Below are 25,520 nucleotides of genomic sequence, written 5' to 3'. Positions count from 1 at the left end.
TCGGGGTCGGCGTCGCAGGGCTCAGGGCCCAGGGGTCAGGGGTCAGCGTTGCAGCGTCGGGTCGGGCCAGAGGGTCTCGACCTCGGGCTTCTGTCGCCGGGTGCGAGCCCAGACGACGAACCCCGCGAGCGTGAAGGCGCCGTAGAAGACGTACATGAACGCCGAGGCGTAGTAGCCGGCACTGAACAGCAGGGGAGTGCCGACCAGGTCGACCGCGACCCAGATCAACCAGAACTCGACCCAGCCCTTGGCCATGCCGTAGGTGGCGAGGAGTGACCCGGTGAAGATCCAGGCGTCGGCCCAGACGGGTTCGTACGACCCCAGCAGGCGGAAGACGGGAGTCAGCAGGGCGGTGCCGCCGACCAGGCCGACGACGATCAGCACCCGGTTCTTCCACCCCGCCCAGCGGGGCTCGACGGCCACGCCGCCGGTGTCGCCGGCGTGCTTCCAGCGGTACCAGCCGTAGATCGACACGACGATGAACATCACCTGGCGTGCGGCCTGCCCGAGCAGGTTCACCGGGTTCGGGGTGTCGAACACCGCGCCGAGGAAGACGGTGAACAGCAGCGCGTTGCCCACGATGCCGATCGGCCAGGCCCAGACCTTGCGTCGCATGCCGCCGAGGGCGCTGAGCAGACCGAAGACGTTACCCACCACCTCGCGCCAGAGGATCGTCTGGTCGCCGATGTGCAACTGGGCGTCGAACAACCACAGCAACGGATTCATCGGGAGGCTCTCTTCGGTCGGGGAGGCGGGTGGTGCGGGACCACGGCGTCCCCGAGGCGCAGGGCGCCTGGTGCTGCAACGAGTGTGGCACGAGGGCCATTCCCGGATGGCACAGCCCCGGTGGCACGGCCCCGGATGGCACAGCCCGTGATGGCACAGCCTCGGTGGTACAGCCCCGGTGGCACGGCCCCGGTGTCGGCGCCCCGGGGTCAGGCGAACAGCTGCTGCTCGACCCGGTCGTCGAACACCCCGAGCAGCAACCACGAGTCGCCCCGGCCGTCGAGCGCCAGGTCGAAGGTGCCGTCGACCCGGTGGGCGCCGTCGGTGAGCGGCACCGCGTCGACCCGCCAGACCGTCATCTCGAGCAGGTGTGCGCTCGCCCCGCGCGGCGCCCGGGTCGCCGAGCGCCACCAGTCGGTGCGTGTGACCCAGAGCTCGGGCGAGCTGACGACGCCGTACACGACCCCCCGCCACTCGAAGCGCAGGGGCGCCCCGTCGGCGGTCGTCTCGACCGGGACCTTCTCGTCCACCCTCATCTGCCGACCTCTCGTTCGAATGTGTGTTCGAACGGAGTCTACGAACCCCCACCGACATCGGCCACCCCCTCTGTGGGCTGGGAGCCGAGGCGCCGGGGGCGCACGCGGTCTCACCAGCCGGGCAGCGCCTCCTCGACGTGGTCGACCGCCTCGCGGGGCAGGCCGGCCTCGTCGGCGAACGACCGCCACCGCCGCACCGCGTCACGCACCTCGTCGACGATGCCCGACGCGTCCCGCACCAGGAAGCGGTCGGCCAGGCGCATCACGTCGGCCCGCGAGACGTCGCGGTACACGCCGTCCACCCCCATGAGGTGCTGGTACGTCCACCGCCCGGTCGGGTTGTGCGCGAACGTCACGTCGTACGCGGGCGACAGTCCCCATGGCGCCTCGGGCCCCGCCAGCAGGAACGACGAGTTCTTCGTGTGGTCGTCGTTGTTGGCCGCCAGCACGTTGAAGACCATCCGGCGGAACGCCTGCGCCATCGCCTCGTCGCCCAGCCCCAGGCGACGGACCACGTCGAACAGCTGCCCGTAGTCGTGCGCCTGTCGCTGCCGGAAGTCGAGATGGGCCGCCCCGCACAGCGTCAGGACGTGCGCCTTGCCCTCGACCCGACGGTCGAACCGACGCGTCATGAAGTGCGACCGCCCGTTCTCGTCGAGCAGCCGGCACTCGGCCATGTCGATCCCCGCCGCCCCGGCCATCAGCGAATACGCGTACTCGACCCGGCCGGAGAGGCCGCCCGACCCCAACTCGGAGTCCGGGCCCAACCCGTCCAACTTGATCAACCAGTGCTCGAACCCGTCCGGCGCCGCCAACTGACCCGACCGGATCTCACCCGTCCCGCGGTTCCACGCGACCACCGCCTTCGCCCGCGCCCCACCCGCCGACGTCCCCACCTGGATCAAGGACCGGATCGCCGACTCGGTCTCGTGGTCGTCGCTGAAGCTGGCGTCCAGCACGCTGCGTGCCCCCTCGACCAGCGCGCTCAACTCGAGCGCGCTCGTCGTCCGCTGGCGCGGCCCCCTCGAAGGCCGGAACTCCAACGCCCCCATGGCCCGGTCCGCCATGTACGCCAACCGGTCCAGCGGGCTCACCTGCTGCCGCGACACCCCCTGCCGCACCAACCAGGCATCGATCACCGCGTTGCCGAAGTCGTCCGGCATCGCGTCCGCCAACACGGCGGGAAGCCGGTGGAACGTCGCCTCGGGCAGCTGCGGGAAGACGTGCCGCCGGGTGCGGACCGGCATCGTCAGCGGCGCCAGCTCGATGCCCCGAGCCACCCAGTCCGGGTAGTACTCGAAGACGTACGCCCCGAGGCCCGGGTCGAGCGCCACGGCCCCCACCCGCAGGCCCCACGCCGTCACCTCGACCGCCCGGACCGGGACCCAGCTCACGAGCCGTCGCCCGACGATCGTGCACCCCGGGGGCGGTACACCCGACGTCGCGGCTCGTCGCCCGACGACCGCAGCACGTCGAGCGGGCTGACGGCGCTCGCCGGGGCGATGTTCCCGAGGGCGTCGTCGGCACCCAGGGCCCGCAGGACGCGGACGAGCGAGCGCAGGGTGCTGCCCCGCCCCGCCTCGAGGGACTGCACCGTGCTGGGTGACAGATCGGCACGTCGAGCGAGCTCGAGCTGGTCCAGCCCCTGGTCGAGCCTCAGGCGACGGACCTGCTCGCCGACCTGGCGTTCGCGTTCGTCGGTCGAGACGAGTGAGGGCGCACTCGAGGATGGTGCCTGATCGTCGTCGAACACGATGCTCCAATCACGGGATGAACCACTATAACAGTAAGTTTCACCCAGAAAACGGGATCATCCCACTATTCCAGGAACATCACGTCGAGCCAGGGTCAGTCGATCACGCCGTTGTCGAGCAGTTGCTCCCACAGGCCGGCGCCGTCGGGTGCCGACACCCAGACCACGTCGCTGCCCTCGGCGTGCTCCGACCGCGAGCGGCCACCGGCCAGCACCGCCTCGCTGGGTGACAACTGGCGGATGGCCACGGCGGCGACGTTCTCGGGGTGGTCGTGCAGGAACGTCCCGTACAGCTCTTCGTCGTGCTGCCCGTCGTCACCGACGAGCAGCCACTTGAGCTCGGGGAACTCGTCGGCGAGACGGCGCAGGGACTCCTGCTTGTGCTGACGTCCGCTGCGGAAGATCCGGTCGTGGGTGGGGCCCCAGTCGGTCAACAGCAGTGCGCCGCTCGGGTACAGGTTGCGGGACAGGAAGCGGGACAGCGTCGGCGCCACGTTCCAGGCCCCCGTCGACAGGTAGATGACGGGGCACCCGGGGTTCGCCGCGTTCAGGCGTTCGTACAGCACGGCCATGCCGGGCACGGGGCGCCGGGCGTGCTCGTTCAGCACGAAGGTGTTCCAGGCGGCGAGCAGCGGCCGGGGCAGCGAGGTGACCATCACGGTGTCGTCGATGTCCGAGACGATGCCGAACCGCGCCTCCGGATCGATGACGAAGATCGGTGCCTCGACCGATACGGACCCCTCGGTGGTCAGGGTCGCGACGTGCCAGCCGGGTTCGAGGTCGACGGCGATGCGAGCGTCGAGCACGCCGCCGCGGTCGGCCTGGACGCGCTGGACGCGACCGCCGAGCGAGATCTCGACCAGGGCCTTCTCGACGGGCACGCTCGTGAAGCTGCGCCACCCCCGGACGTTGAGGCGGTCGACACCCGACAGCGTGCCCGTGCGGGTGAGCAGGACGCGCGACAGCACCCGGGCCCATCCCGGAGCGCCGTAGCCGGTGTACGGCACGACCGTGGGGAGGAGGCCACGACGCCGAGCCCGCTTCTCGCGGAAGCGGTGGACGGAGTTCTCGATGCGGGCCGCTCGGTGCAGGAAGGGCTCGACGGCGGCGGGCGGTGCCTTGCGGGTGTCGGGCATCCGCTCAGTCTCGCACGAGCGGTCGTCGAACGGGCGGGTCAGCCGACGGGAGCGAGCAGACCCGGGTGGTCGACGGACGACGAACCGACCTCGGGGCCGACCTCGTGGTGCAGCAGGCGCTCGGCGATCTCGTCGCTGAGGCCCGCGATGCCCTGCACCAGGTCGTCGTCGCCCTCGGTCTCGGGGTCGAGCCAGTCGTCCATGACGTCGGTGCCGACGAGCACCGGCATGCGGTCGTGCACGTCGGACACCGGACCCGAGGAGGCGCGGGTCAGCACGGTCGTCGACAGCAGCCACCGGGACGGGGCGCCGACCTCGGCCGACGGGTCGCGCCACCACTCGTAGAGCGCACCGAATAGGACCACCTCGTCGTCGGGCAGCCGCACGAGGACGGGGCGCTTCGAGCCGTCGGGCAGGGTCTGCCACTCGTACCAGCCCGTGGCCGGGACCAGGCCACGGCGCGAGACCACGGCGTCGCGGAACGAGGGTTTCTCGGCGGCCGACTCGGATCGTGCGTTGAACAGCGGGGGACCGGAGTCGGGGCCCGCCGAGCCACCGGGCACGAGACCCCAGCGGGCCGACGCGAGGCGTCGGACCGGCGGGCCACCGGCGTCGGCACCTCGAGGTGCCGCGTCGACGAGGAGACTCACCGGCCGGGTCGGAGCGATATTCCAGGAAGGCTCTGGGAGAGTGTCTCCTGATACATCGACGTCGAACAGGGCCACCAGGTCGCTCGAGGCGCGTGCCATCACGAATCGTCCGCACATGCGATCCATTCTGGTGGCAGCCGCCGACATCCGGTGACCGACACTTCGGTCCCCCTCCGACGTCATCGCACCGTGCCCGACCCCGTCGAGGCATCGCCACGAAACGGAGAAACGTTGCTCGTCACCGACGTCAATGACGCACTGCCCGGGGGTTCACCGCTGCTCAGGAACGAGCCCGTCCAGGCTCGCAGTTCCGCGCGGCTCACCGGGCTGCTCGACGCGGCTGCGGCCATCATCGACGAGATCGGCTACGAGCGTCTGACCACGGCCATGGTCGCCGAACGGGCAGGTGCCTCGATCGGCACGGTCTACCGCTACTTCCCCGACCGCATCGCCGTCGTCGACGCCCTCGCCCTGCGGTCCGTCCAGCGCCTGACCGTCCGGGTCGGCGAGGCCGTGTCCGACGACGCCGTCACCGACTGGCGCCGTGCGGTCGACCTCTTCGTCGACGCCAAGGCCGAGATGTACCGCAGCGAGCCCGGCTTCCGCGCCATCCGCTTCGCCGACGCACCCGACGTGCGCACGCCCGAGACGCGCCAGTACACGAACCCGTTGGCCGAGCAGTTGCTCGCGGTCTTCGTCGAGCGTTGCGCGGTCACGCGCACCGACGAACTCGAGCTGGGCCTCCAGGTGGCGGTCGAGATCGCGAACGCCCTGCTGGCGCGCGCCTTCATCGACGACGCCGAGGGCGACGACCGCTTCGTCGGCCAGTGCCGCACGGTGCTGACGGGCTACCTCGAGCCCCTCGTCGGCGCGCGCTGACCTCACGGGCCGCGTGACGGCCGGCTTCATGGGCCCCGGCGGGGTCGATGACACATCGTCGAGATCTGTGGTTGGGTGAACGCCCTGGCAAGTGTCGATTCGTGCTGCCCACGAGGAATGAGCCACCCATGATCGAGTTCCGTTCCGTGACGAAGCAGTACCCTGACGGCACCCTGGCGGTCGACGACTTCAGCCTGGTGATCCCGTCCCGCAAGACCACCGTCTTCGTCGGGTCGAGCGGCTGCGGCAAGACGACGATCCTCCGGATGATCAACCGGATGGTCGACCCGACGTCCGGCGTCATCGAGATCGACGGCAAGTCGATCGGCGACCTCGAGCCCGTCGGCCTCCGCCGCAGCATCGGCTACGTCATGCAGAACTCCGGACTGCTGCCGCACCGCAAGGTCGTCGACAACATCGCCACCGTCCCCGTGCTCAAGGGCACGTCCAAGAAGGTCGCCCGCGACCGCGCCCTCGAGCTGATGGACACGGTCGGGCTCGACCGCGACCTGGCCCAGCGCTACCCGAGCCAGCTGTCCGGCGGGCAGCAACAGCGCGTGGGTGTCGCTCGCGGCCTCGCCGTCGACCCGAACATCCTGCTCATGGACGAGCCGTTCGGTGCGGTCGACCCGCTCGTGCGATCCGATCTGCAGCAAGAGCTCATCCGGCTGCAGCGCGAACTCGACAAGACCGTCGTCTTCGTCACGCACGACATCGACGAGGCCTTCTACCTGGGTGACCAGGTCGTCATCCTCGAGAAGGGCGGCCAGATCGCCCAGCAGGGCACTCCCGCCCAGATCCTCTCGGCGCCGGCGACCGACTTCGTCGCCGAGTTCATCGGTGCCAACCGGGGCAAGCGCGCCTTGCACGTCGAGCAGACCCCGACCGGTCAGGTGGTGGTCGACGGCGACGGACGCACCGCCGGGGTGTTGACCGAACCGGTCCGAGGTGGGTGGACGTCGTGAACTGGATCTGGTCCAACAGCGACTACATCCTCGACAAGACGATCGTGCATCTGGGCCTGAGCGTGCCGCCGGTCATCCTGGCGTTCGTCATCTCGGTTCCCGTCGGCTGGTTCGCGAACCGGTACCGGGTGTCCCGGGGCATCCTCACTGTCGCCGGCCTCTTCTACGCGATCCCGTCGCTGCCTCTCCTGATCGCCCTGCCGGTGGTCTTCGGCACCTCGTTGCGAAGCCCCGTCAACATCGTCATCGGCCTCACCCTCTACGGCATCGCCCTCATGGTCCGATCGGTGGCGGACGCCCTCGCCGCCGTGGAGGCCGACGTCACGCAGTCGGCGACGGCTGTGGGCTACTCGTCCTGGCAACGGTTCTGGCGGGTGGAGTTCCCCTTGGCGGGTCCGGTCATGCTCGCCGGCCTGCGGGTCGTGGTGGTGAGCACGGTGAGCCTGGCCACCGTCGGCGGTGTCCTCGGGGTGAACGGTCTCGGACTCCTCTTCATCGACGGTTTCCAGCGCGACATCACCGCCGAGATCGTGACGGGGATCGTGCTGACCATCGTCCTGGCCCTCGTGCTGGACTTCCTGCTCGTGCTCCTCGGGCGGGTCCTCATGCCCTGGAGCCGCAAGGACGCGAAGTCCAAGCCCGTGGCGCCCGTCCAGGCCCGCCAGAAGGTCGTGCTGCCGTGAACTTCTTCGTCGAGGCGTTCGCCTGGCTCGCGGACCCGGCCCACTGGGCCGGTGCCGACGGCATCCCTACGAGACTGGGCCAGCACCTCTGGTACAGCGCCCTCTCGGTGGTGATCGCCTCGGTCATCGCGATCCCCGTCGGTTACCTCATCGGACACACCGGCCGTGGTCGGTCGATCGCCGTCTCGATCTCGGGTGGCGCGCGAGCCCTGCCCTCGTTCGGCGTCATCACCCTGATCGCCCTGTCCGTCGGCATCGGCCTCACCGCGCCGATCATCTCGTTCGTCATCCTGGCGATCCCGTCCGTTCTCGCCGGTGCCTACTCGGGATTCGAGGCCGTCGACCGCAAGACGGTCGATGCGGCGCGGGCCGTCGGCATGACCGAGTGGCAGATCATGGCGAAGGTCGAGATGCCCCTCGGGCTGCCCCTCCTGATCGGCGGCATCCGGTCGGCCGTCCTCCAGGTCGTCGCGACGGCGACCCTCGCGACCTTCGTCGGCGCGGGTGGTCTCGGCAGCTACATCATCACGGGCCTGCGGGCGAACGACTACCCGAAGATGCTGGCGGGCTCCATCCTCGTCATCGCCCTCGCGGTCGTCCTCGAGATCCTCTTCTCGATCGTCCAGCGTCTCGTCGTCCCCGCCGGGGTCACGGCCGGACGCCCCTCCGACACCCGCTCCAAGGCCGTCCGGCCCGGGGCGGTCACGGCAACACCCCTCACGAAAGGCACACAGTGATCACAGCGAACAAGAAGGGCCGGCTCACCGTTCTCGGCGCAGTCGCGATCGGGGCCATGGTGGCCCTGGCAGGGTGCGCGTCGAGCGACCCGCTGAGCTCCGGCGACTCGTCCGCGTCGGGTGACGGCGACACGCTCGTCATCGGCTCGCAGCAGTACTACTCGAACGAGATCATCGCCGAGCTCTACGCCCAGGCGCTCGAGGCCAAGGGCTACAAGGTCTCCCGTGAGTACCAGATCGGTCAGCGCGAGGTCTACCTGCCCGAGCTCGAGTCGGGCAAGATCGACGTCTTCCCCGAGTACACCGGCAACCTGCTGCAGTACTACGACAAGGACGAGACCGCGAAGTCGCCCGAAGAGGTCGAGACGGCCCTCGCCGCCGCCCTGCCCGACGGTCTGACCGCGTTGAAGGCCGCCGCGGCGTCCGACCAGGACAGCTACAACGTCACGAAAGAGTTCTCCGAGGACAACGACATCACGAGCCTCGCCGACCTCAAGAACTACTCCGGCACGCTGACGCTGGGTGCTCCGCCCGAGAACGCCGAGCGCCCCTACGGCCCTCCCGGCCTGAAGAGCATCTACGGCGTCGACGTCACCTCGACCCCGATCGACGACGGCGGTGGACCCCTGACGGTCAAGGCCCTCACCGACGGCAGCGTGCAGCTGGCCGACATCTACACGGCCAGCCCGTTGATCGCCGAGAACGACCTGGTCACCCTCGACGACCCCGAGAACATGATCCTGCCGCAGAACGTGGTCCCGATCGTGTCCGACAAGGTCGACTCCGACGCCCAGGACGTCATCGAGAGCGTCGACGCGGTCCTGAGCGCCTCCGACCTGCAGAAGCTCAACTCGAAGAGCCAGACCGACAAGGAGTCCTCGGCCACGATCGCCAAGGACTACCTGACCGAGAAGGGCCTGCTCGACAGCTAGGCGCCCTCGCGGAGAGCCCCGTTCCGTCCTCGGAACGGGGCTCTCCGTCGTCCGAGTCCCTGCCCCGAGGCGAACACGAGGAGGCGCGGGTCAGGACCCGTCGTCGCCCGCGTCCCCGTCGGGGTGCGCCATGTGGCGCTCCTCGCGGCGGTGCAGGACCTTCTTCACGACGACGACGAGCAGGACGAACACGGCGATGATGCCGACGAAGACGTAGCCGGCCTGGTGCAGGCCGTCCGCGAGCTCGCGGTAGCTGCCTGCGGCCGCCGCGCCGACGGAGACGTAGGCGAGCGCCCAGAGGACGCACGCGGGGGCCGTCCAGGTGAGGAACGTCCGGTAGCGCATCGGGCTCGTGCCGACGGTCAGCGGGATCAGCGAGTGCAGCACCGGCAGGAACCTCGACACGAAGACGGCGATGCCGCCCCGTCGGGCGAGGTAGTTCTCGGCCCGCACCCAGTTCGCCTCGCCGAGGCGTCGGCCGAGCGCGCTCGCCCGGATCTTCGGTCCGAAGAAGCGGCCGAGGGCGAACCCGACGCTCTCGCCCACCAGGGCGCCCAGGACGAGGGCGACCACGAGCGCCCCGAACTCGAACGGTGAGGCCACCGCCGTCGCCGACACGATCGCCACCGTGTCGCCCGGCACGATCAGGCCGAGGAGCACCGACGTCTCGAGCACCATGGCGACGCCGGCCAGCACCGTCCTCAGCACGGGGTCGACGGACTGCACAAGGTCGAGCAGGGTCGTCAGCACGTCGTTCACCCGGCCGAGCCTATTCACAGCGAGTGCACGGCGCCCGGGTGCCGTAAACGACAGGTGTCGTCCATCTGCGGATCTATGCTCGTCACGTCCCGACGGTGCGACGCACGACCACCACCACCATCCGAGGGAGAAGGCACACCCCGATGAACGAGCTGCTCGACCCGCTGCTGTTGTCCCGCTGGCAGTTCGGGCTCACCACGATCTACCACTTCCTGTTCGTGCCCCTCACGATCGGCATGGCGTTCACGGTGGCGGTCTTCCAGACGGCATGGGTGCGCACCGGCCGCATCCACTACCTGCAGCTGACCCAGTTCTTCGGCAAGATCTTCCTGATCAACTTCGCCATGGGCGTCGTGACCGGCATCGTGCAGGAGTTCCAGTTCGGCATGAACTGGTCCGACTACTCGCGCTTCGTCGGCGACGTGTTCGGCGCCCCGCTCGCGCTCGAGGGCCTGCTCGCGTTCTTCCTCGAGGCGACCTTCATCGGCATCTGGATCTTCGGCTGGGACAAGGTGCCGCCGAAGCTGCACCTGCTGAGCATCTGGGGCGCGACCGTCGGCAGCATCCTCTCGGCGTACTTCATCATCGCCGCGAACGCCTTCATGCAGAACCCGGTCGGCTACGACATCAACGAGGAGAAGGGTCGGGCCGAACTCACCAGCATCTGGGAGGTGCTGACCAACAAGGTGGCCCTCGCCGCGTTCCCGCACACGATCTTCGCCTGCTTCATGGTCTCGGCCGCGGTCATCGTCGCGGTCGCCGCCTGGCACCTGTCCCGCAACCAGCACCTCGAGACGATGCGTCCGGCCCTGCGGTTCGGTCTCTGGACGATGGTCGCCGCCGGCGCGCTCACCTTCATCACGGGCGACCAGCTCGGCCTCGCGATGGTCGAAACCCAGCCCATGAAGATGGCGGCCGCGGAGGCGCTGTACAAGACCAGCACCGGTGCCGACGCCTCGTTCTCGATCTTCACCCTGGGCACGCCCGACGGGGTGCACGAGCTCTTCAGCATCCGGGTGCCGTATCTGCTGTCGTTCCTGTCGACCCACACGTTCGACGGCACGGTCGAGGGCATCAACGACCTGCAGGCGCAGTACGTGCAGCTCTACGGTCCGGGCGATTACACCCCGATCATCTGGGTCACCTACTGGTCCTTCCGCTGGATGATGGGCCTCGGCATGGTCAGCGTCCTCGTCTCGCTCGTCGGCCTCTGGATCACCCGCAAGGGGCGCCTGCCGAAGAACAAGTGGGTCTGGCGGGCCGCGGTCTTCAGCTACCCGATGCCCCTCCTCGCCATGATCGTCGGCTGGGTCTTCACCGAGATGGGTCGGCAGCCCTGGCTCGTCTTCGGGCTGCTCAAGACCGAGGACGGCGTCTCGCCCGGGGTCACCGGCCTGACGGTGCTCATCTCGCTCGTCGCCTTCACCCTGATCTACGGCACGCTCGCGGTCGTCGAGTTCAAGCTCATCGTCAAGGCCGCCCAGCAGGGGCCGGCCGACGCCCCCGAGCCCGACCCCGTGTCGGGCGAGATCCGCCACGAGGCGACGGTCTACTGATGCCCACGACCTCCACCGAACCGACGCGAGAAAGGCTCTGACCATGGACCTCCCCACCCTCTGGTTCGTCATCCTCGGCTTCTTCTTCGTCGGTTACTTCGTGCTCGACGGCTTCGACTTCGGGGTCGGCATGTCGCTGCCCTTCCTCGGGCGCGACGACACCGACCGGCGTGTGCTGATCAACACGATCGGCCCGGTCTGGGACCTCAACGAGACCTGGGTCATCGTCGCCGGCGCGTTCCTGTTCGCCGCCTTCCCCGAGTGGTACGCCACGCTGTTCAGCGGCTTCTACCTCCTGATGCTGCTCATCCTGTTGGCCCTGATCGCTCGGGGCGTCTCGTTCGAGTACCGCCACCAGCGCCCCGAGTCCTCGTGGAAGCGCCGCTTCGACCTCATGATCGTCGTCGGCTCGGCCGTGCCGGCGTTCGTCTGGGGCCTCGTCTTCGCCAACGTCGTGCAGGGCGTGCCGCTCGACGAGGGGCACGACTACACCGGGACACTGCTCGACCTGCTCAACCCCTACGCCCTGCTGGGCGGCCTCACGACCCTGCTGCTCTTCTTCACGCACGGCGTGGTGTTCGTCACGCTCAAGACCGAGGGCGAGATCCGCGGTCGGGCCAGGCGTCTCGCCAGCCGAGCCGGGGTCGTCACGATCGTCGTCGCCGCGGCCTTCCTGGCCCTGACCTCGCTGATGCACGGGACCCTCGTGTCGGTCGCCCTCTCGGCTGTGGCAGCCGTCACCCTGATCGCGTCGTTCGTGGCGAACCTCCGCGGCCGTGAGGGGCGGTCCTTCGGCCTCATGGCCGTCACGATCGCCCTGGCGGTGTCGAGCCTGTTCGCGGCGCTCTTCCCCGGGGTGATGCCGGCGAGCAACGATCCGGCGAACAGCCTCACGATCGCCAACGCGTCGAGTTCGACCTACACCCTGACGATCATGAGCTGGGTCGCCCTCGTCTTCGTCCCGCTCATCCTCGGCTACCAGGGCTTCACCTACTGGATCTTCCGCAAACGGATCACCCGTGCGGCGATCCCGGCCGCGCACTGAGCCGCCGTCCGTGAAGCCGCTCGACCCGCGCCTCCTGCGCTACGCCTCCGCCGCCCGGGTGTTCCTCGGGCTCGGCGCCGTGCTCGGCCTCGCGCAGACGGTCGCGATCGTCGCCGTGGCCTGGTTCACGACGACGGCCGTGGTCCAGGTCGTCGAGGGGAGCACCTCCGGGCTCTCGACCGCCCTGCTGGGGCTCGGCGTCTCGGTGGCGGCGCGGTCGCTCGTGGCGTGGGCTCTCGAGGTGACGGCCGCGCGGGCCGCGGCGCAGGTCAAGAGCCAGCTGCGGTCCCGGGTGGTCCGCGCGGTCGCCGACCGGGGGCGCGCCTGGGGCGACCGGCACTCCTCGGCGCGCGTCGCGACCCTGGTCGGCCCGGGGCTCGACGCTCTCGACGAGTACTTCTCCCGCTACCTGCCGCAGCTGGTGCTCACGGCCCTCGCGACGCCGCTGTTGATCGTCGTCATGGCGCTGCACGACTGGTTGTCGGCCCTCATCGTCGTGGTGACGCTGCCGTTGATCCCCGTCTTCATGGTGTTGATCGGGTGGACGACCCGTGCCGCCCAGAACCGGCAGTGGGACCGCCTGACGCACCTCGCCTCGTCGTTCGCCGACGCCGTGGGCGGGGCGTCGACCCTCAAGGCGTTCGGTCGTGAGCGGCGCCAGGTCGAGCGGATCGGCCGCCTCACCGACGACTACCGGGTCGAGACGGTCAAGGTGCTGCGCGTGTCGTTCCTCAGCGGCTTCGTGCTCGAGCTCGCGGCGTCGTTGTCGGTCGCGCTCGTCGCCGTGTCGATCGGCATCCGGCTCGTCGAGGGGTCGATGGGGCTGACCGCCGGGCTGTTCGTGCTGCTGCTCACCCCCGAGGCCTACCTGCCCCTGCGCCAGGTCGGAGCCCACTACCACGCCGCGGCCGACGGGGTCGCGGCGGCGGAGGACGTCTTCGAGCTGCTGGACGACGAGCCGGGCGACGTCGCGCCCCGGCCGACCGGGCCGACCGGGCCGACCGGATCGACGACCGTCGCCGATCGGGCCCAGCCCCGCGCCGAGGCCGACGCGCTCGTCGTCGACCGGGTCTCGGTGAGCCGAGGAGGCGCGGTGCGGCTGGCCGAGACCTCGTTCGTCGCCGAGACGGGTCGCGTCACCGCGGTCGTCGGCCCGAGCGGTGCCGGGAAGTCCACCCTGCTCGACGCGGTGCTCGGGCTGGAACCGTGCGAGGGCCGGGTGGTCTGGCGTTCGTCGGGCCGTGCCCCCGCCCGCCACGAGATCGCCTGGTCGGGCCAGTCGCCGATGCTGTCGTCCGGCACCGTCGCCGAGAACGTCGCCCTGGGTGACGCGGGTGAGCCCGACACCGAGGCCGTCGTGCGCGCCCTCGACCTGGCCGGCGCGGCCGGCCTCGACCCGGCGCTCGTGCTCGGGGCCGGCGGCCAGGGGCTGTCCGGCGGCCAGGCGCAGCGGGTGTCGGTGGCCCGGGCGCTGTACCGGCTCGACCGGGTCGGGGCGCGCCTCCTGCTGGTCGACGAGCCCTCGTCGGCGCTCGACCGCGTCACCGAGGCCCGGGTCGTCGAGGGACTCCGTCGCATCGCGGCCTCGGGCGTCGCCGTGGTCGTCGTCACGCACCGCCGCGCCGTGAGCGACGCCGCCGACGTCGTCGTCCCGATCGGAGGTCTCTCGTGACCCGCTCGTTGCTCCGCACCGCCCAGCCCGGTGGGCGCCGGGCCGCCCCCGGCATCGTCTTCGGATCGCTCAGCGCCCTGTCGGCGGTGGCGTTGCTCGCGGCGTCGGCGTACCTGATCACGCGGGCCGCCGAGCAGCCGCCGATCCTCTACCTCTCGCTCGCCGTCGTCGGCGTCCGCGCCTTCGCCCTGACCCGGGCGGTCTTCCGCTACCTCGAACGGTTGTCGAGCCACGACGCGGCCTTCCGCCAGCTGGCGGTGGTCCGCACCGAGCTCTACCGGCGCCTGATCCGCGTCGCGCCGGCGGGCCTCGGCCGCACGGATCGCGGCGACCTGCTGTCCCGCGTCGTCGGCGACGTCGACGCCCTGCAAGACCTGCCCCTGCGGGTCGTGCAGCCGCTCGTGGTGTCGGGCCTCACCTCGGTCGTCGCCATCGTCGGCGTCGCCCTCGTGTCCCCGGCGGCGGCGGTCGTCCTGGCGGGCGCACTCGTCGTCGCGTTCGTCGTCGGCTGCGTCGCGGCCGACCGGCTCGCCCGCCGCAGCGAGCGCACCCTCGCCGACCGGCGGGGGGCGCTCTCGGCCGCCGTCGTCGACCTCGTGCAGAACCTCGACGTGCTCGTCGCGTTCGAGGCGGTGGACCGCCAGCTCGGCCGGGTCGCGGGGCTCGACGACGACCTGCGCCGCGCCTCCTCGCGTCGGGCCCTGACCGGGGGCGTCGTCGCCGCCGTGCTCTCGGCGCTGTCGGGCGCCGCCGTGCTCGCGACGATCCCCGTCGTCGCACCCGACGTCGCCTCGGGCGGGCTGACCGGCCCGGCGTTCGCGTTGGTCGCCCTCGTGCCCCTCGCCGTCTTCGAGGTCGTCGGAGCCGTCCCGACGGCCGTGCTCGCCTGGCGTCGCGTCCGGGCGAGTGGTGACCGCGTCGAGTCGGCGGTGCCGGTCGAGGTGCCGGCCGGCGTCGTCGACGACGAGGCCGCCGGAGGGGCGGACGCCGGCCCCGTCGAGCTCGTCCGATCGGACGGCTCCGCCGTGTCGGCACCCGCGCCCGCCCTGCGTCTGCGCGGCGTCTCGGCGACGTGGCCGGGGGCGGCCGGCCCCGCGCTCCGCGGCGTCGACCTCGACGTGGCCGTGGGCGACCGCGTCGTCGTCGAAGGGCCGAGCGGCGCCGGCAAGACCACGCTGGCCTCGGTGCTGGCCCGGTTCGTCGAGCACACGGGTCGCTACGAGGTCGGGGGAGTCGACACCGCCACCCTCGCCCCGGCCGCCGTCCGGGCCACGGTCGGCCTGATCGAGCAGACGCCGTACCTCTTCGACGAGTCCCTGCGGCAGAACCTGCTCTTCGCCCGCGACACGGCGACCGACGACGACCTGCTCGCGGTGTTGGACCGCGTCGGTCTGGGGCGCTGGGCCGCCGAGCGCGGCGGGCTCGACGCGCCGATGGGCGAGCGGGGCGTCCTCGTCTCGGGCGGCCAGGCCCAGCGCATCTCGCTGGCCCGTGCCCTCCTGCGGGGGTTCCCGGTGCTCGTGCTCGACGAGCCCACCGCCGGACTCGACCCCGAGACCGCCCGTCGGCTCGTGCGCGACGTCCTCACGACGGCCCGCGACGACGGCTCGACGGTCGTCGTGATCTCGCACGTCGAGGTGCCGGCCGAGCTGGTGACGCGTCGCGTGCGCATCGAGGCGGGCCGGCTCAGCGAGGTCGAGGTCGACTCCGACGTCGAGTCCGGCGTCTCCCTCGACGACGACGCCTGACGGCTCGACGTCGCCGCGGCGGTCGGGCCCCGGTCGTCGGGCTGCCGTCGTCGGGCGGCGGTCAGGCGTCGATCGGTCGTCGCAGGCGGTCGAGTCGGCCGCGCCAGAGCGCGAGGCGCCCGGGTTCCTCGGCAGGCGCCGGGCCGTCGACCCAGCCGGTGACGATGCGGATGCCGTGCAGTGCGCTGAGGCTCCACACCTCGAACCCGTCGAGCTCGTCCGGCCGGGTGTGGTCGTGCAGCACGTCGACGCCGAGGACGGCGGCCAGCGTCGTCAGGCTGCGGACCGTCACGCCCGGGAGGCGGGGCAGGTCGTCCGCCGGCAGGCACAGGGCGTCGCCGCGCCACCAGACGATCGAGCTCCAGGCGCCCTCGACGACGTGCCCCTCGGGCGAGAGCAGCACCGCCTCGTCGGCCCCTCGGGACCGGGCGTCGGCCACGAGCGACCCGAGGGCCGCGAGGTCGGGGCCCTTGACCGTGGGCTGCGTGCGGGGGTCACGGTCGGCCGTCGCGAGGACGACCGATCGGCGGCGCGGGGGAGCGGGCCGGAGGCGCAGCCGCAGCCGTGCTCGGCCGTCGGCGTCGGTTCCGTCGCCGGCGACGAGCTCGGCGCGCGGGAACCAGGCACCCGACCGGGGCAGGACCGCCACGGCCGCCGTCCAGAACGCCGAGACCTCGTCCGCGTCGGGCCCCCCGGCCACCTCGGCGACCGAGCCGGCGAACCGGTCGCGGTGCACGTCGAGCGCGAGCGTCGAGCCGTCGTCGACCAGCCACGAGTCGGCCACCAGGAGGCGCGGGTCGGCCTCGCCCGTCGCTCCGTCCCCGCGCGTCGTCAGCTCGTCGCCCTGCCAGACGTTCAGCACGTCGCCTCCCGGCCGCTCGGCACTCATCGGGTCGGGGCTCCACTCATAGGATCAAGGGTATGCGCCCCGCGGTCGTCCGATCCTCCCTGCAGTGGCGCGACCCCGAGGCCGTCGTCCGGCACCTGGCCGCGACCGGCGACGTCGTCTGGCGCGACGCCGGCGTGGCCGCCACCCGGGGCCGGTCCGTCGTCGGGTGGGGCCCGGCCCGGACGGGCGACGTCCGCGACGGTGGCGCCGACCGGCTCTGGCACGAGGTGCGCGACGACCTGGCCGACGTCGAGCCCGACAGCCACCCGCTCGGCTGGGCCGGCTGGCTCGGCTACGGCTTCGGCTGCCGACTGCTCGACCGCGATGCCACCGAGGGGCACCGCCCGGCGGCCACCGCCTCGACCGTCGCCGCCGACGGAGACCCCGCCGACCTCGCCCTGCTCGACGTCGACCGCGCCCTGGTCTTCGACCACGCCGCATGCTCGGTCGAGGCCGTCGCGCGGGTCGGCGACCCGTGGCCCCGCTCGGTGGCCGAGACGTGGGCCGACGTGCCGCCCGAGCCCCCGGTGCCCGGGCCGACCCGCGCCTCCTCGGAGGGCTCCGCCTCGCCCTCCGTCCGCTGGCGACACCGTCCGGACGAGTACCTCGACCTGATCGAGGGCTGTCGGCGGGCCATCGCGGCCGGCGAGGCGTACCAGCTCTGCCTGACGACGGCGGTGGACGTCGACGGGCCGGTGGACGCGCTCGAGGCCTTCGCGCACCTCCGTCGGTCCTCGCCGGCTCCGCACGCCTCGTTCGTGCGCATCGGCGACGTGGCCGTCGTCGGGGCGTCGCCCGAGTCGTTCGTCGAGGTGACGACCGGCGGCCGGGTGTCGTCGTCGCCGATCAAGGGCACGCGACGCCGCGGGTCGGGCGTCGACGACACGGTGCTCGCGCGCGAGCTCGTCGAGAGCGAGAAGGAGCGCGCCGAGAACGTCATGATCGTCGACCTGGTCCGCAACGACCTCGCCCGCGTCGCCCGTCTCGGCACGGTCGAGGTGTCCGAACTGCTCGCCGTGCACTCGTACGAGCACGTCCACCAGCTCGTCAGCACGGTCCGGGCCCGGCTGGGCGCGGGGTGCACCGCGGCCGACGTCGTCGAGGCGGCCTTCCCCGCCGGCTCGATGACCGGCGCGCCGAAGCGTCGGGCCGTCGAACTGCTCGCCGACCTCGAGGGGGCGCCCCGGGGCGTCTACTCGGGCGCGACGGGCTGGCTCGGACGGGACGGCTCGGCGAGCCTCGCGATGACCATCCGGTCGATCGTGGTGCACGGTGCCCGGGCCGCGAGTGCGGGACGGCCCGCACGACCGGCGGGTGCGCGCGTCGGCGTCGGCGGCGGCATCACCATCTCGTCGGTGCCGGTCGACGAACGGGACGAGGTCGAGCTCAAGGCGTCGGCCCTGCTCGCCGTGCTCGGCGTCCGTGCCGCCGACGGGGCCCCGGTGCGCATGTCGTGACGGGGCGCGCCGTTCGGTAGCCTTGGCGAGGATCGCTGAGCCCAGCGCACGTCGCCGTGCCCTCGCGCGGGCGGTCCGCACCCACCGCACCGACTGCCAGCAGTGATTGAGAGCCCCGTGGCACACGAGCACGACACGACCGCGACCGACGCCCCCTCGGCCACCCCGCCCCACGACGGCGTGCCCGAACGCGAGTACGACGTCGCCCGCCTGCAAGAGAAGTGGCAGGCCCGGTGGGACGCCGAGCAGCCGTTCGTCGTCGACCCCGACGACAAGCGCCCCCGCAAGTACATCCTCGACATGTTCCCGTACCCCTCGGGCGACCTGCACATGGGTCACGCCGAGCAGTACGCGCTCGGCGACATGGTGACGCGGTACTGGCGGCAGCAGGGCTTCAACGTGCTGCACCCCATCGGCTGGGACAGCTTCGGCCTGCCCGCCGAGAACGCCGCCATCAAGCGCGGCGTCGACCCCCGCGAGTGGACCTACGCCAACATCGCGCAGCAGAAGCAGAGCATGAAGCTCTACGCCCCCTCCTTCGACTGGAGCCGGGTGCTGCACACGAGCGACCCCGAGTACTACAAGTGGAACCAGTGGCTGTTCCTCGAGATGTACAAGAAGGGTCTGGCCTACCGGAAGGACAGCTGGGTCAACTGGGACCCGGTCGACCAGACCGTGCTCGCCAACGAGCAGGTGCTGCCCGACGGCACGAGCGACCGGTCGGGTGCCGTCGTGGTCAAGAAGAAGCTGACGCAGTGGTACTTCAAGATCACCGACTACGCCGACCGCCTGCTCGACGACCTCAACCAGCTCGAGGGTCGCTGGCCGACCAAGGTGCTCAACATGCAGCGCAACTGGATCGGCCGCTCGATCGGTGCCGACGTGCACTTCACGATCGAGGGCCGTGACGAGAAGGTCACGGTCTTCACCACGCGTCCCGACACCCTGTACGGCGCGACCTTCATGGTGGTCGCCCCCGACTCCGACCTCGCGGCCGAGCTCGTGGCCGACGCGACCGACGACGTCAAGGCGACCTTCGCCGAGTACCTCGTCGAAGTGCAGAAAGCGACCGAGATCGAGCGCCAGTCGAGCGAGCGTCCCAAGACCGGCGTGCCGCTCGGCCGGGTCGCGGTCAACCCGCTCACCGGTGACCCGATGCCGGTCTGGGCCGCCGACTACGTGCTGGCCGACTACGGCCACGGCGCGGTCATGGCCGTGCCCGCGCACGACCAGCGCGACCTCGACTTCGCCCGCAAGTACGACCTGCCGGTGCGCGTCGTGGTCGACACGAACGCGCCCGTCACGGGCGTGATCCCCAAGCTCGAGCTCGACGAGGACGGCCAGGCGATCCTGCCCGACGACCTGCCCGACCTGAACCCCCGCGAGACCGGCGTGGCCCTGACCGGCGACGGTCGACTGATGAACTCGGGCGCCCTGACCGGCCTCAGCAAGTCGAACGCGATCAAGCGCGTCGTCGAGCTGCTCGAGGCGTCCGGCGACGGCAAGGCGGCCAAGACGTACCGCCTGCGCGACTGGCTGATCTCGCGCCAGCGTTTCTGGGGCACGCCCATCCCGATCGTGCACGGCGCCGACGGCGTCGAGGTGCCGGTGCCCTACGACGAGCTGCCGGTCCGGCTGCCGTCGACCGAGGGGCTCGACCTCAAGCCGAAGGGCAGCTCGCCGCTCGGTGCCGCCGAGGACTGGGTGAACGTGCCCGACCCGCGCGACGGGTCACCGGCGCGCCGCGACGCCGACACGATGGACACCTTCGTCGACAGCTCGTGGTACTTCCTGCGGTTCCTCGACCCGACCGACGCCGACCGCGCTTTCGACCCGGCGCAGGCCAGCAAGTGGGCCCCGGTCGACCAGTACGTCGGAGGCGTCGAGCACGCCATCCTGCACCTGCTCTACGCGCGCTTCATCACCAAGGTGCTCTTCGACCTCGGCCACGTCGACTTCACCGAGCCCTTCAGCGCGCTGCTGAACCAGGGCATGGTGCTGCAGGACGGCGCGAAGATGAGCAAGAGCAAGGGCAACGTCGTCAGCCTCTCCGACGAGATCGACAAGCACGGCGTCGACGCCATCCGCCTGACGATGGCCTTCGCCGGCCCGCCCGAGGACGACATCGACTGGGCCGACGTCTCGCCCGCCGGCTCGGCCAAGTTCCTGGCCCGGGCGTTCCGTCTCGCGAGCGACGTCGACAGCTCGCGCGACGTGGTGTGGGCCGACGGCGACCAGGCCCTGCGCCGCGTGACGCACCGGTTCCTCGCCGAGGCCCCGGGGCTCAGCGAGGCGTTCAAATACAACGTCGTCGTCGCGCGCCTGATGGAGCTCACCAACGCCGTCCGCAAGGCCATCGACTCGGGTCCCGGTGCGTCCGACCCGGCCGTGCGCGAGGCGACCGAGACCGTCGCTCTGGGACTGTCGCTGTTCGCTCCCTACACCGCCTCCGAGATGTGGGAGAAGCTCGGCTACGACGGCGGTGCCCTCGCCACGTACGGCTGGCGGAAGGCCGACCCGACGCTGCTCGTCGAGACGAGCGTCACCGCGGTCGTCCAGGTCAACGGCAAGGTGCGCGACCGGCTCGAGGTGTCGCCCAAGATCGGCTCCGACGAGCTCGAGGCGATGGCGCGCGCGTCCGCGGCCGTGCAGCGCGCGATCGGTGAGAAGCAGATCGTCAACGTCATCGTGCGGGCGCCGCGCCTGGTGAACATCGCGGTGAAGTAGCCGCCCGGGGGCGCGTCTCGTCCCCACCCGTCGACGGCCGTCCTGGTTCCCCAGGGCGGCCGTCGACGTCCGTGCGGGCGGGTGCTCGCTCGTACCGTGACGGGTCATGACCGTCAGCTTTCGCACCGCCGTCGACCCGTCCGAGCCGGGTGGTCCGAGGTGGCGTGTGGGGCTCGGCGCAGTCGTCGTCCTGCTCTTCGTCGTGCTGGCGGTGAGCGTCGCCGTGTCGGCGTTCGCCACCCGAGGAGGCGCGGCGGACGAGCTCGTGACGGTCGAGCCGAGCACCGGGGCCGAGGCCGTCGCAGGGGCCGCCACCGCGCCTCCCGGGGGTGCTCCGGTCGTCTTCGTGCACGTGCACGGCCGGGTGGCGGCGCCCGGCCTGTACGAGCTGGCGCAGGGCGCCCGCGTGGTCGACGTGGTCGCCGCGGCCGGCGGGTTCACGGCCGACGCCGATCAGGCGGCCGTCAACCTCGCGCGGGTGCTCGTCGACGGCGAGCAGCTCCGGGTGCCGGCCGTGGGCGAGACCGTGGACGACGGAGCGGCGGGCGGTGGTGACGCGGCGGCGGGTGGACCGGTGCCCGGGGGAGGGGCGGCGGCCGGTGGCGGAGCGGTCGATCTCAACCTCGCGGACGATGCGGCGTTGCAGACGTTGCCCGGTGTGGGGCCGGCGACTGCGGCCGCGATCCTGTCCTGGCGCGACGAGAACGGGCGCTTCCGCAGCGTCGACGACCTGCTCGGCGTGCCGGGCATCGGTCCGAAGACGCTCGAGAAGCTGCGCGACCGGGTGCGGGTGTGACGCCCGGTCGCGTCCTCGACCTGCGGCTCGGGGTGCCCGTGGCCGTGGCGTGGGTGGGGCTCGCGGTCGGCTCGACCCGGCCCGGGCTGCTGCCCGTCGTGGCAGCGGTCGCCCTCGTCGTCTGCGTCGTCGCAGTCGCCCTCGTGGTCGTGGCGCGGGTGGGCGTCCTCGCGGCCGGGCAGGTGCTGCTGGTGGTCGCCCTGAGTGCCGGGGCGTGCGCCGGGCTCACGGGCCAGGCGGCGGTGCGCGACGACCGCCGCCACCCGTCGGGGCTCACGACGTCGGTCGGACACGCGGTCACGGTCGAGGGGCGACTGCTCGACCGGGTCGAGGGGCGGTCCGACGTCCTGACGATGTCGGTCGATCGGCTCGACGTCGGCGCGGGACCCGCGGCGCTCGGGGCTCGTGTGCCGGTGCGGGTGTTCGGGGTGCGACTCGACGGGCGGCGTTCGGTCGAGATCGGCGCCCGGGTCTCGGCACGGCTCGTCCTGGCTCCGGTGCGGTACGGCGAGTCGGTCGCGTTCGAGGGGCGGGCGGTCGAGCCGCTCGGCGTCCGCGCCGAGCCCGGACGGGCGTCGGCCTGGTCGAACGGGCTCCGGGCGGCCTTCCGCGCCGTGGCCGCCGGCCTGCCGGGTGACGGCGGGGCGCTGCTGCCCGGGTTCGCCATCGGTGACACGTCGGGCGTCCCCGACGACCTCGACGACGACATGACGCAGGCGTCGCTCAGCCACCTGACGGCCGTGTCGGGCTCGAACTGTGCGGTGCTCGTCGCACTCGTGGTGCTCGTCGGGTCGCTGCTGAAGGTGCCGCGGTTGCTGCGGCTCGCGGTGGCCGTCGTCGTGCTCGTCGCGTTCGTCGTGCTCGTCACGCCCGAGCCGAGCATCGTCCGGGCCACCGTCATGGCGGTGCTCGTGCTCGTGCACCTCGCCGTCGCCCGACCGATCGCCGGCGTGCCCGTCGTCGCGCTGGCGGTCGCCGGTCTGTTGTTCACCGACCCGTGGTTGGCCCGCGACCTCGCCTTCGTCCTGTCGGTCCTCGCGACGTCGGGGCTGGTCGTGCTCGGTGGGCCGATGACCGTCCTGCTGGCGCGCCTCGTGCCCGAGCCGGTGGCGGCGGCCCTCGCCGTGCCCACGGCCGCGCAGCTCGCCTGCCAGCCCGTGCTGCTCGCCCTCGAGCCGAGCATCGCGCTGCACGGCGTCGTGGCGAACGTGCTCGCCGGCCCGGCGGCTCCGGTGGCGACCGTGGGCGGGCTCGTCGTCTGCGTGCTCGCGCCCTGGGTGCCCGGGGCAGCCACGGCCGTCGCCTGGGCTTCGTGGCTGCCGTCGTCCTGGGTCGCGGCCGTCGCCCGGTCGGCGTCGAGCTGGCCGGGCACGCGACTCGGGTGGGACGCCTCGGCGCTCGGCGTCGCCTCCCTGGTCGGCGTCACGGCCCTCGTCGTCGTCGCCGTGGTGGCCCGAGCCCGGGGGCGCACGCGGGCTGTCGCGACGACGCTGCTGGTGGGCGTCCTCGTGGCGACAGTCGGCGTGGTGGGCGGGCGCACCGTGGTGACCCGCGCTTCCGTACCCGACGACTGGGTCGTGGCCCAGTGCGACGTGGGACAGGGCGACGCCGTGCTCGTGCGCAGCGGGCGGGCCGTCGCCCTGATCGACGTGGGCGACGACGGGGCCGCCCTCGACCGATGCCTCTCGACCTTCGGCGTCCGGCACGTCGACCTGCTCGTGCTCACCCACTTCGACCGTGACCACGTCGGGGCGATCGACTCCGTGGTCGGTCGGGTCGGTACAGCCCTCGTCGGGCCCGTGGGGCGCTCGGACGACGCCGAGGTCGTGACGGCGTTGCGCGACGGTGGTGCCGAGGTCCAGGAGGCGCGGGTCGGCACCCGGGGGCGTCTCGGCCGGCACACGTGGCGGCTGCTCTGGCCGCCGGCCGACATCCCCGCAGGAAACGACGCGAGCCTCGTGCTGCGTGTCGACCCCGGCGCGGCCTGCCGGACCGGGTGCCTCTCGCTGCTCGGCCTGGGCGATCTCGGCGAGACCGCGCAACGCCGCCTGGCCTCGTCGCCCACCGGTGAGGAGGGGCTCGGGCGGGTCGACGTCGTGAAGGTCTCGCACCACGGGTCGGCGGACCAGCACGCCGAGCTGTACGAGCGGGTGTCGGCTCGAGTCGGCCTGATCGGGGTGGGGTCCGACAACTCGTACGGGCACCCGACCGACGTCGCGCTCGACCTGGTCCGGCGCGGCGGGGGAGTCGTGGTCCGCAGCGACGAGGCCGGTCAGGCCGCGGTCACGCCCGTCGATCGTGGGGACGGCGTCGTCGGCCTGCGCATCTGGCGGGAGCACGCGGGCCCCGAGACCGTGACGGCACGTCGGGCACGTCGGTGGCGTCCTCTAGCATCGGAGGTGGCGCGGCGGGCCCCGCGTCCGTGGGACGACGTCCGAGAGGCAGCATGGCAGCGCGAGCGAGTGGCAAGACGGCGAAGAAGGCCTCGGTCGCGATCGACCAGGTGGGGTGGGACAGAATCCGGCCCGCGGCCGTCGTGCTGGTGAGCGGGCCCGAGCAGTTCCTCGCCGATCGGGCCTCACGACAGCTGCGCGACCAGCTCGCCGCCGAAGACCCCAGCCTCGAGGTGCACGACCTCGAGGCCGACCACTACCAGCCCGGCGAACTCGTGACCCTGGCGAGCCCGTCGCTCTTCGCCGAGCCCCGTCTCATCCGCGTCTCGAACGTGGAGAAGTGCACCGACGCGTTCCTCACCGAGACGCTGCGCTACCTCGAGACGCCCGCCGACGACACGACCCTGGTGCTGCGCCACGGGGGCGGTGTCCGCGGCAAGAAGCTGCTGGACGCCGTCCGGGGCGGCACCGGCCGCGGCCTCGAGGTCGTCTGCGCCGAGCTCAAGAAAGACACCGAGAAGCTCGCGTTCGCGGCCGCCGAGTTCGCCGCCGAGCGACGACGCATCTCGCAGGGGGCCCTGCGGGCGCTCGTCACGGCCTTTAACGACGACCTGGCCGAGCTCGCCAGCGCCTGCCAGCAGCTGATCAGCGACGCCGCGGCCGAGATCACCGAGGCCACCGTCGAGAAGTACTACTCGGGCCGGGTCGAGACGAACGCCTTCAAGGTGGCCGACGCGGCCATCGCCGGCCACCAGGGCGAGGCCCTCGTGCTGCTCCGCCACGCGCTGTCGACCGGGGCCGACCCCGTGCCCGTGGTGGCGGCGTTCGCGATGAAGATCCGCACGATGGCCAAGCTGCAGGGTTCCTACGGCGGCTCGGGTCAACTCGCCTCACGCTTCGGGCTCGCCCCGTGGCAGGTCGAGCGGGCGCAACGCGACCTCCGTGGCTGGTCCGAGGACGGGCTGGGCCGATGCATCGAACTGCTCGCCGAGACCGACGCGGCCGTCAAGGGCGCCGAACGCGATCCCGTGTACGCACTCGAGCGGATGGTGACCATGATCTCGACGCGTGGTGCCCTGCTGTCGTGAACCGCGCCTCCTGACCGTCCGGGCGTCGGTCCCGCCGACGTCCGGGTACGACGAAGGCCCCGTCTCGATCGAGACGGGGCCTTCGTCGTCGAGCCCGGGGGCTCGGGGGAGGGGAGCCTAGAGGGCGCCGACCTGCTTCGCGATGGACGACTTGCGGTTCGCGGCCTGGTTCTGGTGGATGACGCCCTTGCTGGCGGCCTTGTCGAGCTTCTTCGACGCGAGGAGCAGAGCCGAGGTGGCCTTGTCCTTGTCGCCGGCGGCGATGGCCTCGCGGGTGGCGCGGACGGCGGTCTTGAGCTCGCTCTTGACCGCGCGGTTGCGGTCCTGGGCCTTCTTGTTGGTGCCGATGCGCTTGATCTGCGACTTGATGTTTGCCACGTGAACTACTTTCTG

23 protein-coding genes are annotated in these 25,520 nt (G+C 71.8%); 14 read left to right on the top strand and 9 right to left on the bottom strand.

Annotation, left to right across the window (positions count from 1 at the left end; translation table 11 throughout):
- Positions 1 to 42 precede the first annotated feature (42 nt).
- From pnuC to AC1MBW_RS15350, 6 genes are all read right to left on the bottom strand, one after another.
- Positions 43 to 726, bottom strand: a complete 684-nt coding sequence (gene pnuC / locus AC1MBW_RS15375) for a nicotinamide riboside transporter PnuC (protein WP_054144880.1) — start codon at positions 724 to 726, stop codon at positions 43 to 45.
- 209 nt (positions 727 to 935) lie between these two features.
- A complete protein-coding gene (locus AC1MBW_RS15370) occupies positions 936 to 1,262 on the bottom strand; it encodes a DUF6504 family protein (protein WP_055972315.1) in 327 nt (108 codons plus the stop codon).
- Positions 1,263 to 1,372: 110 nt separating this feature from the next.
- Positions 1,373 to 2,656 (bottom strand): type II toxin-antitoxin system HipA family toxin, encoded by a 1,284-nt coding sequence (locus AC1MBW_RS15365; protein WP_054144878.1) that lies wholly within the window; start codon positions 2,654 to 2,656, stop codon positions 1,373 to 1,375.
- Positions 2,653 to 3,015, bottom strand: coding sequence for a helix-turn-helix domain-containing protein (locus AC1MBW_RS15360; RefSeq protein ID WP_054144877.1), 363 nt, complete (start codon positions 3,013 to 3,015; stop codon positions 2,653 to 2,655). Before AC1MBW_RS15360 ends, AC1MBW_RS15365 begins: the two co-directional genes overlap by 4 nt.
- Positions 3,016 to 3,110: 95 nt before the next feature.
- Positions 3,111 to 4,151, bottom strand: coding sequence for an App1 family protein (locus tag AC1MBW_RS15355; protein ID WP_480025009.1), 1,041 nt, complete (start codon positions 4,149 to 4,151; stop codon positions 3,111 to 3,113).
- A gap of 38 nt (positions 4,152 to 4,189) precedes the next feature.
- Positions 4,190 to 4,918: an SOS response-associated peptidase gene (locus AC1MBW_RS15350; RefSeq protein ID WP_480025008.1), complete on the bottom strand. Its 729-nt coding sequence runs from the start codon at positions 4,916 to 4,918 to the stop codon at positions 4,190 to 4,192.
- Between the two features lie 114 nt (positions 4,919 to 5,032).
- Here AC1MBW_RS15350 and AC1MBW_RS15345 point away from each other — a divergent pair, with 114 nt between their 5' ends.
- The 5 genes from AC1MBW_RS15345 (at position 5,033) to AC1MBW_RS15325 (ending at position 8,997) form a co-directional block, all read left to right on the top strand.
- Positions 5,033 to 5,680, top strand: a complete 648-nt coding sequence (locus AC1MBW_RS15345; protein ID WP_480025007.1) for a TetR/AcrR family transcriptional regulator — start codon at positions 5,033 to 5,035, stop codon at positions 5,678 to 5,680.
- A gap of 128 nt (positions 5,681 to 5,808) precedes the next feature.
- Positions 5,809 to 6,645: an ABC transporter ATP-binding protein gene (locus AC1MBW_RS15340; protein WP_480025006.1), complete on the top strand. Its 837-nt coding sequence runs from the start codon at positions 5,809 to 5,811 to the stop codon at positions 6,643 to 6,645.
- The gene (locus AC1MBW_RS15335; protein ID WP_480025005.1) at positions 6,642 to 7,328 is read left to right on the top strand and encodes an ABC transporter permease; all 687 of its coding nucleotides are present in this window, start codon (positions 6,642 to 6,644) and stop codon (positions 7,326 to 7,328) included. The genes AC1MBW_RS15340 and AC1MBW_RS15335 overlap by 4 nt, the downstream gene beginning before the upstream one ends.
- Positions 7,325 to 8,065 (top strand): ABC transporter permease, encoded by a 741-nt coding sequence (locus tag AC1MBW_RS15330; protein ID WP_054144872.1) that lies wholly within the window; start codon positions 7,325 to 7,327, stop codon positions 8,063 to 8,065. The genes AC1MBW_RS15335 and AC1MBW_RS15330 overlap by 4 nt, the downstream gene beginning before the upstream one ends.
- Positions 8,062 to 8,997 carry an ABC transporter substrate-binding protein gene (locus AC1MBW_RS15325; RefSeq protein ID WP_480025004.1) on the top strand — a complete coding sequence of 312 codons (936 nt, stop codon included), beginning with the start codon at positions 8,062 to 8,064 and terminating at the stop codon, positions 8,995 to 8,997. The genes AC1MBW_RS15330 and AC1MBW_RS15325 overlap by 4 nt, the downstream gene beginning before the upstream one ends.
- Before the next feature lie 90 nt (positions 8,998 to 9,087).
- Here the strand turns inward: AC1MBW_RS15325 and AC1MBW_RS15320 are convergent, their stop codons facing one another.
- Positions 9,088 to 9,756, bottom strand: a complete 669-nt coding sequence (locus AC1MBW_RS15320) for a DedA family protein (protein ID WP_054144871.1) — start codon at positions 9,754 to 9,756, stop codon at positions 9,088 to 9,090.
- A gap of 143 nt (positions 9,757 to 9,899) precedes the next feature.
- Here AC1MBW_RS15320 and AC1MBW_RS15315 point away from each other — a divergent pair, with 143 nt between their 5' ends.
- From AC1MBW_RS15315 to cydC, 4 genes are read left to right on the top strand one after another with little or no spacing between them, the layout of a single operon-like run.
- Positions 9,900 to 11,312: a cytochrome ubiquinol oxidase subunit I gene (locus AC1MBW_RS15315; protein WP_054144870.1), complete on the top strand. Its 1,413-nt coding sequence runs from the start codon at positions 9,900 to 9,902 to the stop codon at positions 11,310 to 11,312.
- Between the two features lie 43 nt (positions 11,313 to 11,355).
- Complete coding sequence (cydB, locus tag AC1MBW_RS15310; protein WP_480025003.1) at positions 11,356 to 12,357, top strand: cytochrome d ubiquinol oxidase subunit II; 1,002 nt, start codon at positions 11,356 to 11,358, stop codon at positions 12,355 to 12,357.
- Between the two features lie 10 nt (positions 12,358 to 12,367).
- Complete coding sequence (gene cydD, locus AC1MBW_RS15305; protein ID WP_480025002.1) at positions 12,368 to 14,029, top strand: thiol reductant ABC exporter subunit CydD; 1,662 nt, start codon at positions 12,368 to 12,370, stop codon at positions 14,027 to 14,029.
- A complete protein-coding gene (gene cydC / locus AC1MBW_RS15300) occupies positions 14,026 to 15,777 on the top strand; it encodes a thiol reductant ABC exporter subunit CydC (protein WP_480025001.1) in 1,752 nt (583 codons plus the stop codon). Before cydD ends, cydC begins: the two co-directional genes overlap by 4 nt.
- Positions 15,778 to 15,838: 61 nt before the next feature.
- Here the strand turns inward: cydC and AC1MBW_RS15295 are convergent, their stop codons facing one another.
- The gene (locus AC1MBW_RS15295) at positions 15,839 to 16,666 is read right to left on the bottom strand and encodes an aminotransferase class IV (RefSeq protein ID WP_480025000.1); all 828 of its coding nucleotides are present in this window, start codon (positions 16,664 to 16,666) and stop codon (positions 15,839 to 15,841) included.
- 32 nt (positions 16,667 to 16,698) lie between these two features.
- Here AC1MBW_RS15295 and AC1MBW_RS15290 point away from each other — a divergent pair, with 32 nt between their 5' ends.
- From AC1MBW_RS15290 to holA, 5 genes are all read left to right on the top strand, one after another.
- Positions 16,699 to 18,123, top strand: coding sequence for an anthranilate synthase component I family protein (locus AC1MBW_RS15290; RefSeq protein ID WP_480024999.1), 1,425 nt, complete (start codon positions 16,699 to 16,701; stop codon positions 18,121 to 18,123).
- A gap of 180 nt (positions 18,124 to 18,303) precedes the next feature.
- A complete protein-coding gene (leuS, locus tag AC1MBW_RS15285; protein WP_152970061.1) occupies positions 18,304 to 20,850 on the top strand; it encodes a leucine--tRNA ligase in 2,547 nt (848 codons plus the stop codon).
- A 106-nt stretch (positions 20,851 to 20,956) separates the two neighbouring features.
- A complete protein-coding gene (locus AC1MBW_RS15280; protein ID WP_480024998.1) occupies positions 20,957 to 21,646 on the top strand; it encodes a ComEA family DNA-binding protein in 690 nt (229 codons plus the stop codon).
- Entirely contained in the window at positions 21,643 to 24,192 is a 2,550-nt protein-coding gene (locus tag AC1MBW_RS15275; protein WP_480024997.1) for a ComEC/Rec2 family competence protein, read from the top strand. The genes AC1MBW_RS15280 and AC1MBW_RS15275 overlap by 4 nt, the downstream gene beginning before the upstream one ends.
- Complete coding sequence (holA, locus tag AC1MBW_RS15270) at positions 24,093 to 25,127, top strand: DNA polymerase III subunit delta (protein ID WP_480024996.1); 1,035 nt, start codon at positions 24,093 to 24,095, stop codon at positions 25,125 to 25,127. The genes AC1MBW_RS15275 and holA overlap by 100 nt, the downstream gene beginning before the upstream one ends.
- Positions 25,128 to 25,244: 117 nt before the next feature.
- Here the strand turns inward: holA and rpsT are convergent, their stop codons facing one another.
- Positions 25,245 to 25,505, bottom strand: coding sequence for a 30S ribosomal protein S20 (gene rpsT, locus AC1MBW_RS15265; RefSeq protein WP_043596189.1), 261 nt, complete (start codon positions 25,503 to 25,505; stop codon positions 25,245 to 25,247).
- Between the last annotated feature and the right edge of the window lie 15 nt (positions 25,506 to 25,520).

The sequence above is a fragment of the Frigoribacterium sp. AP1 genome, assembly GCF_056680555.1.
Note: the sequence above shows the minus strand (reverse complement) of the source record. Positions and strands in the feature narration are given on the sequence as shown.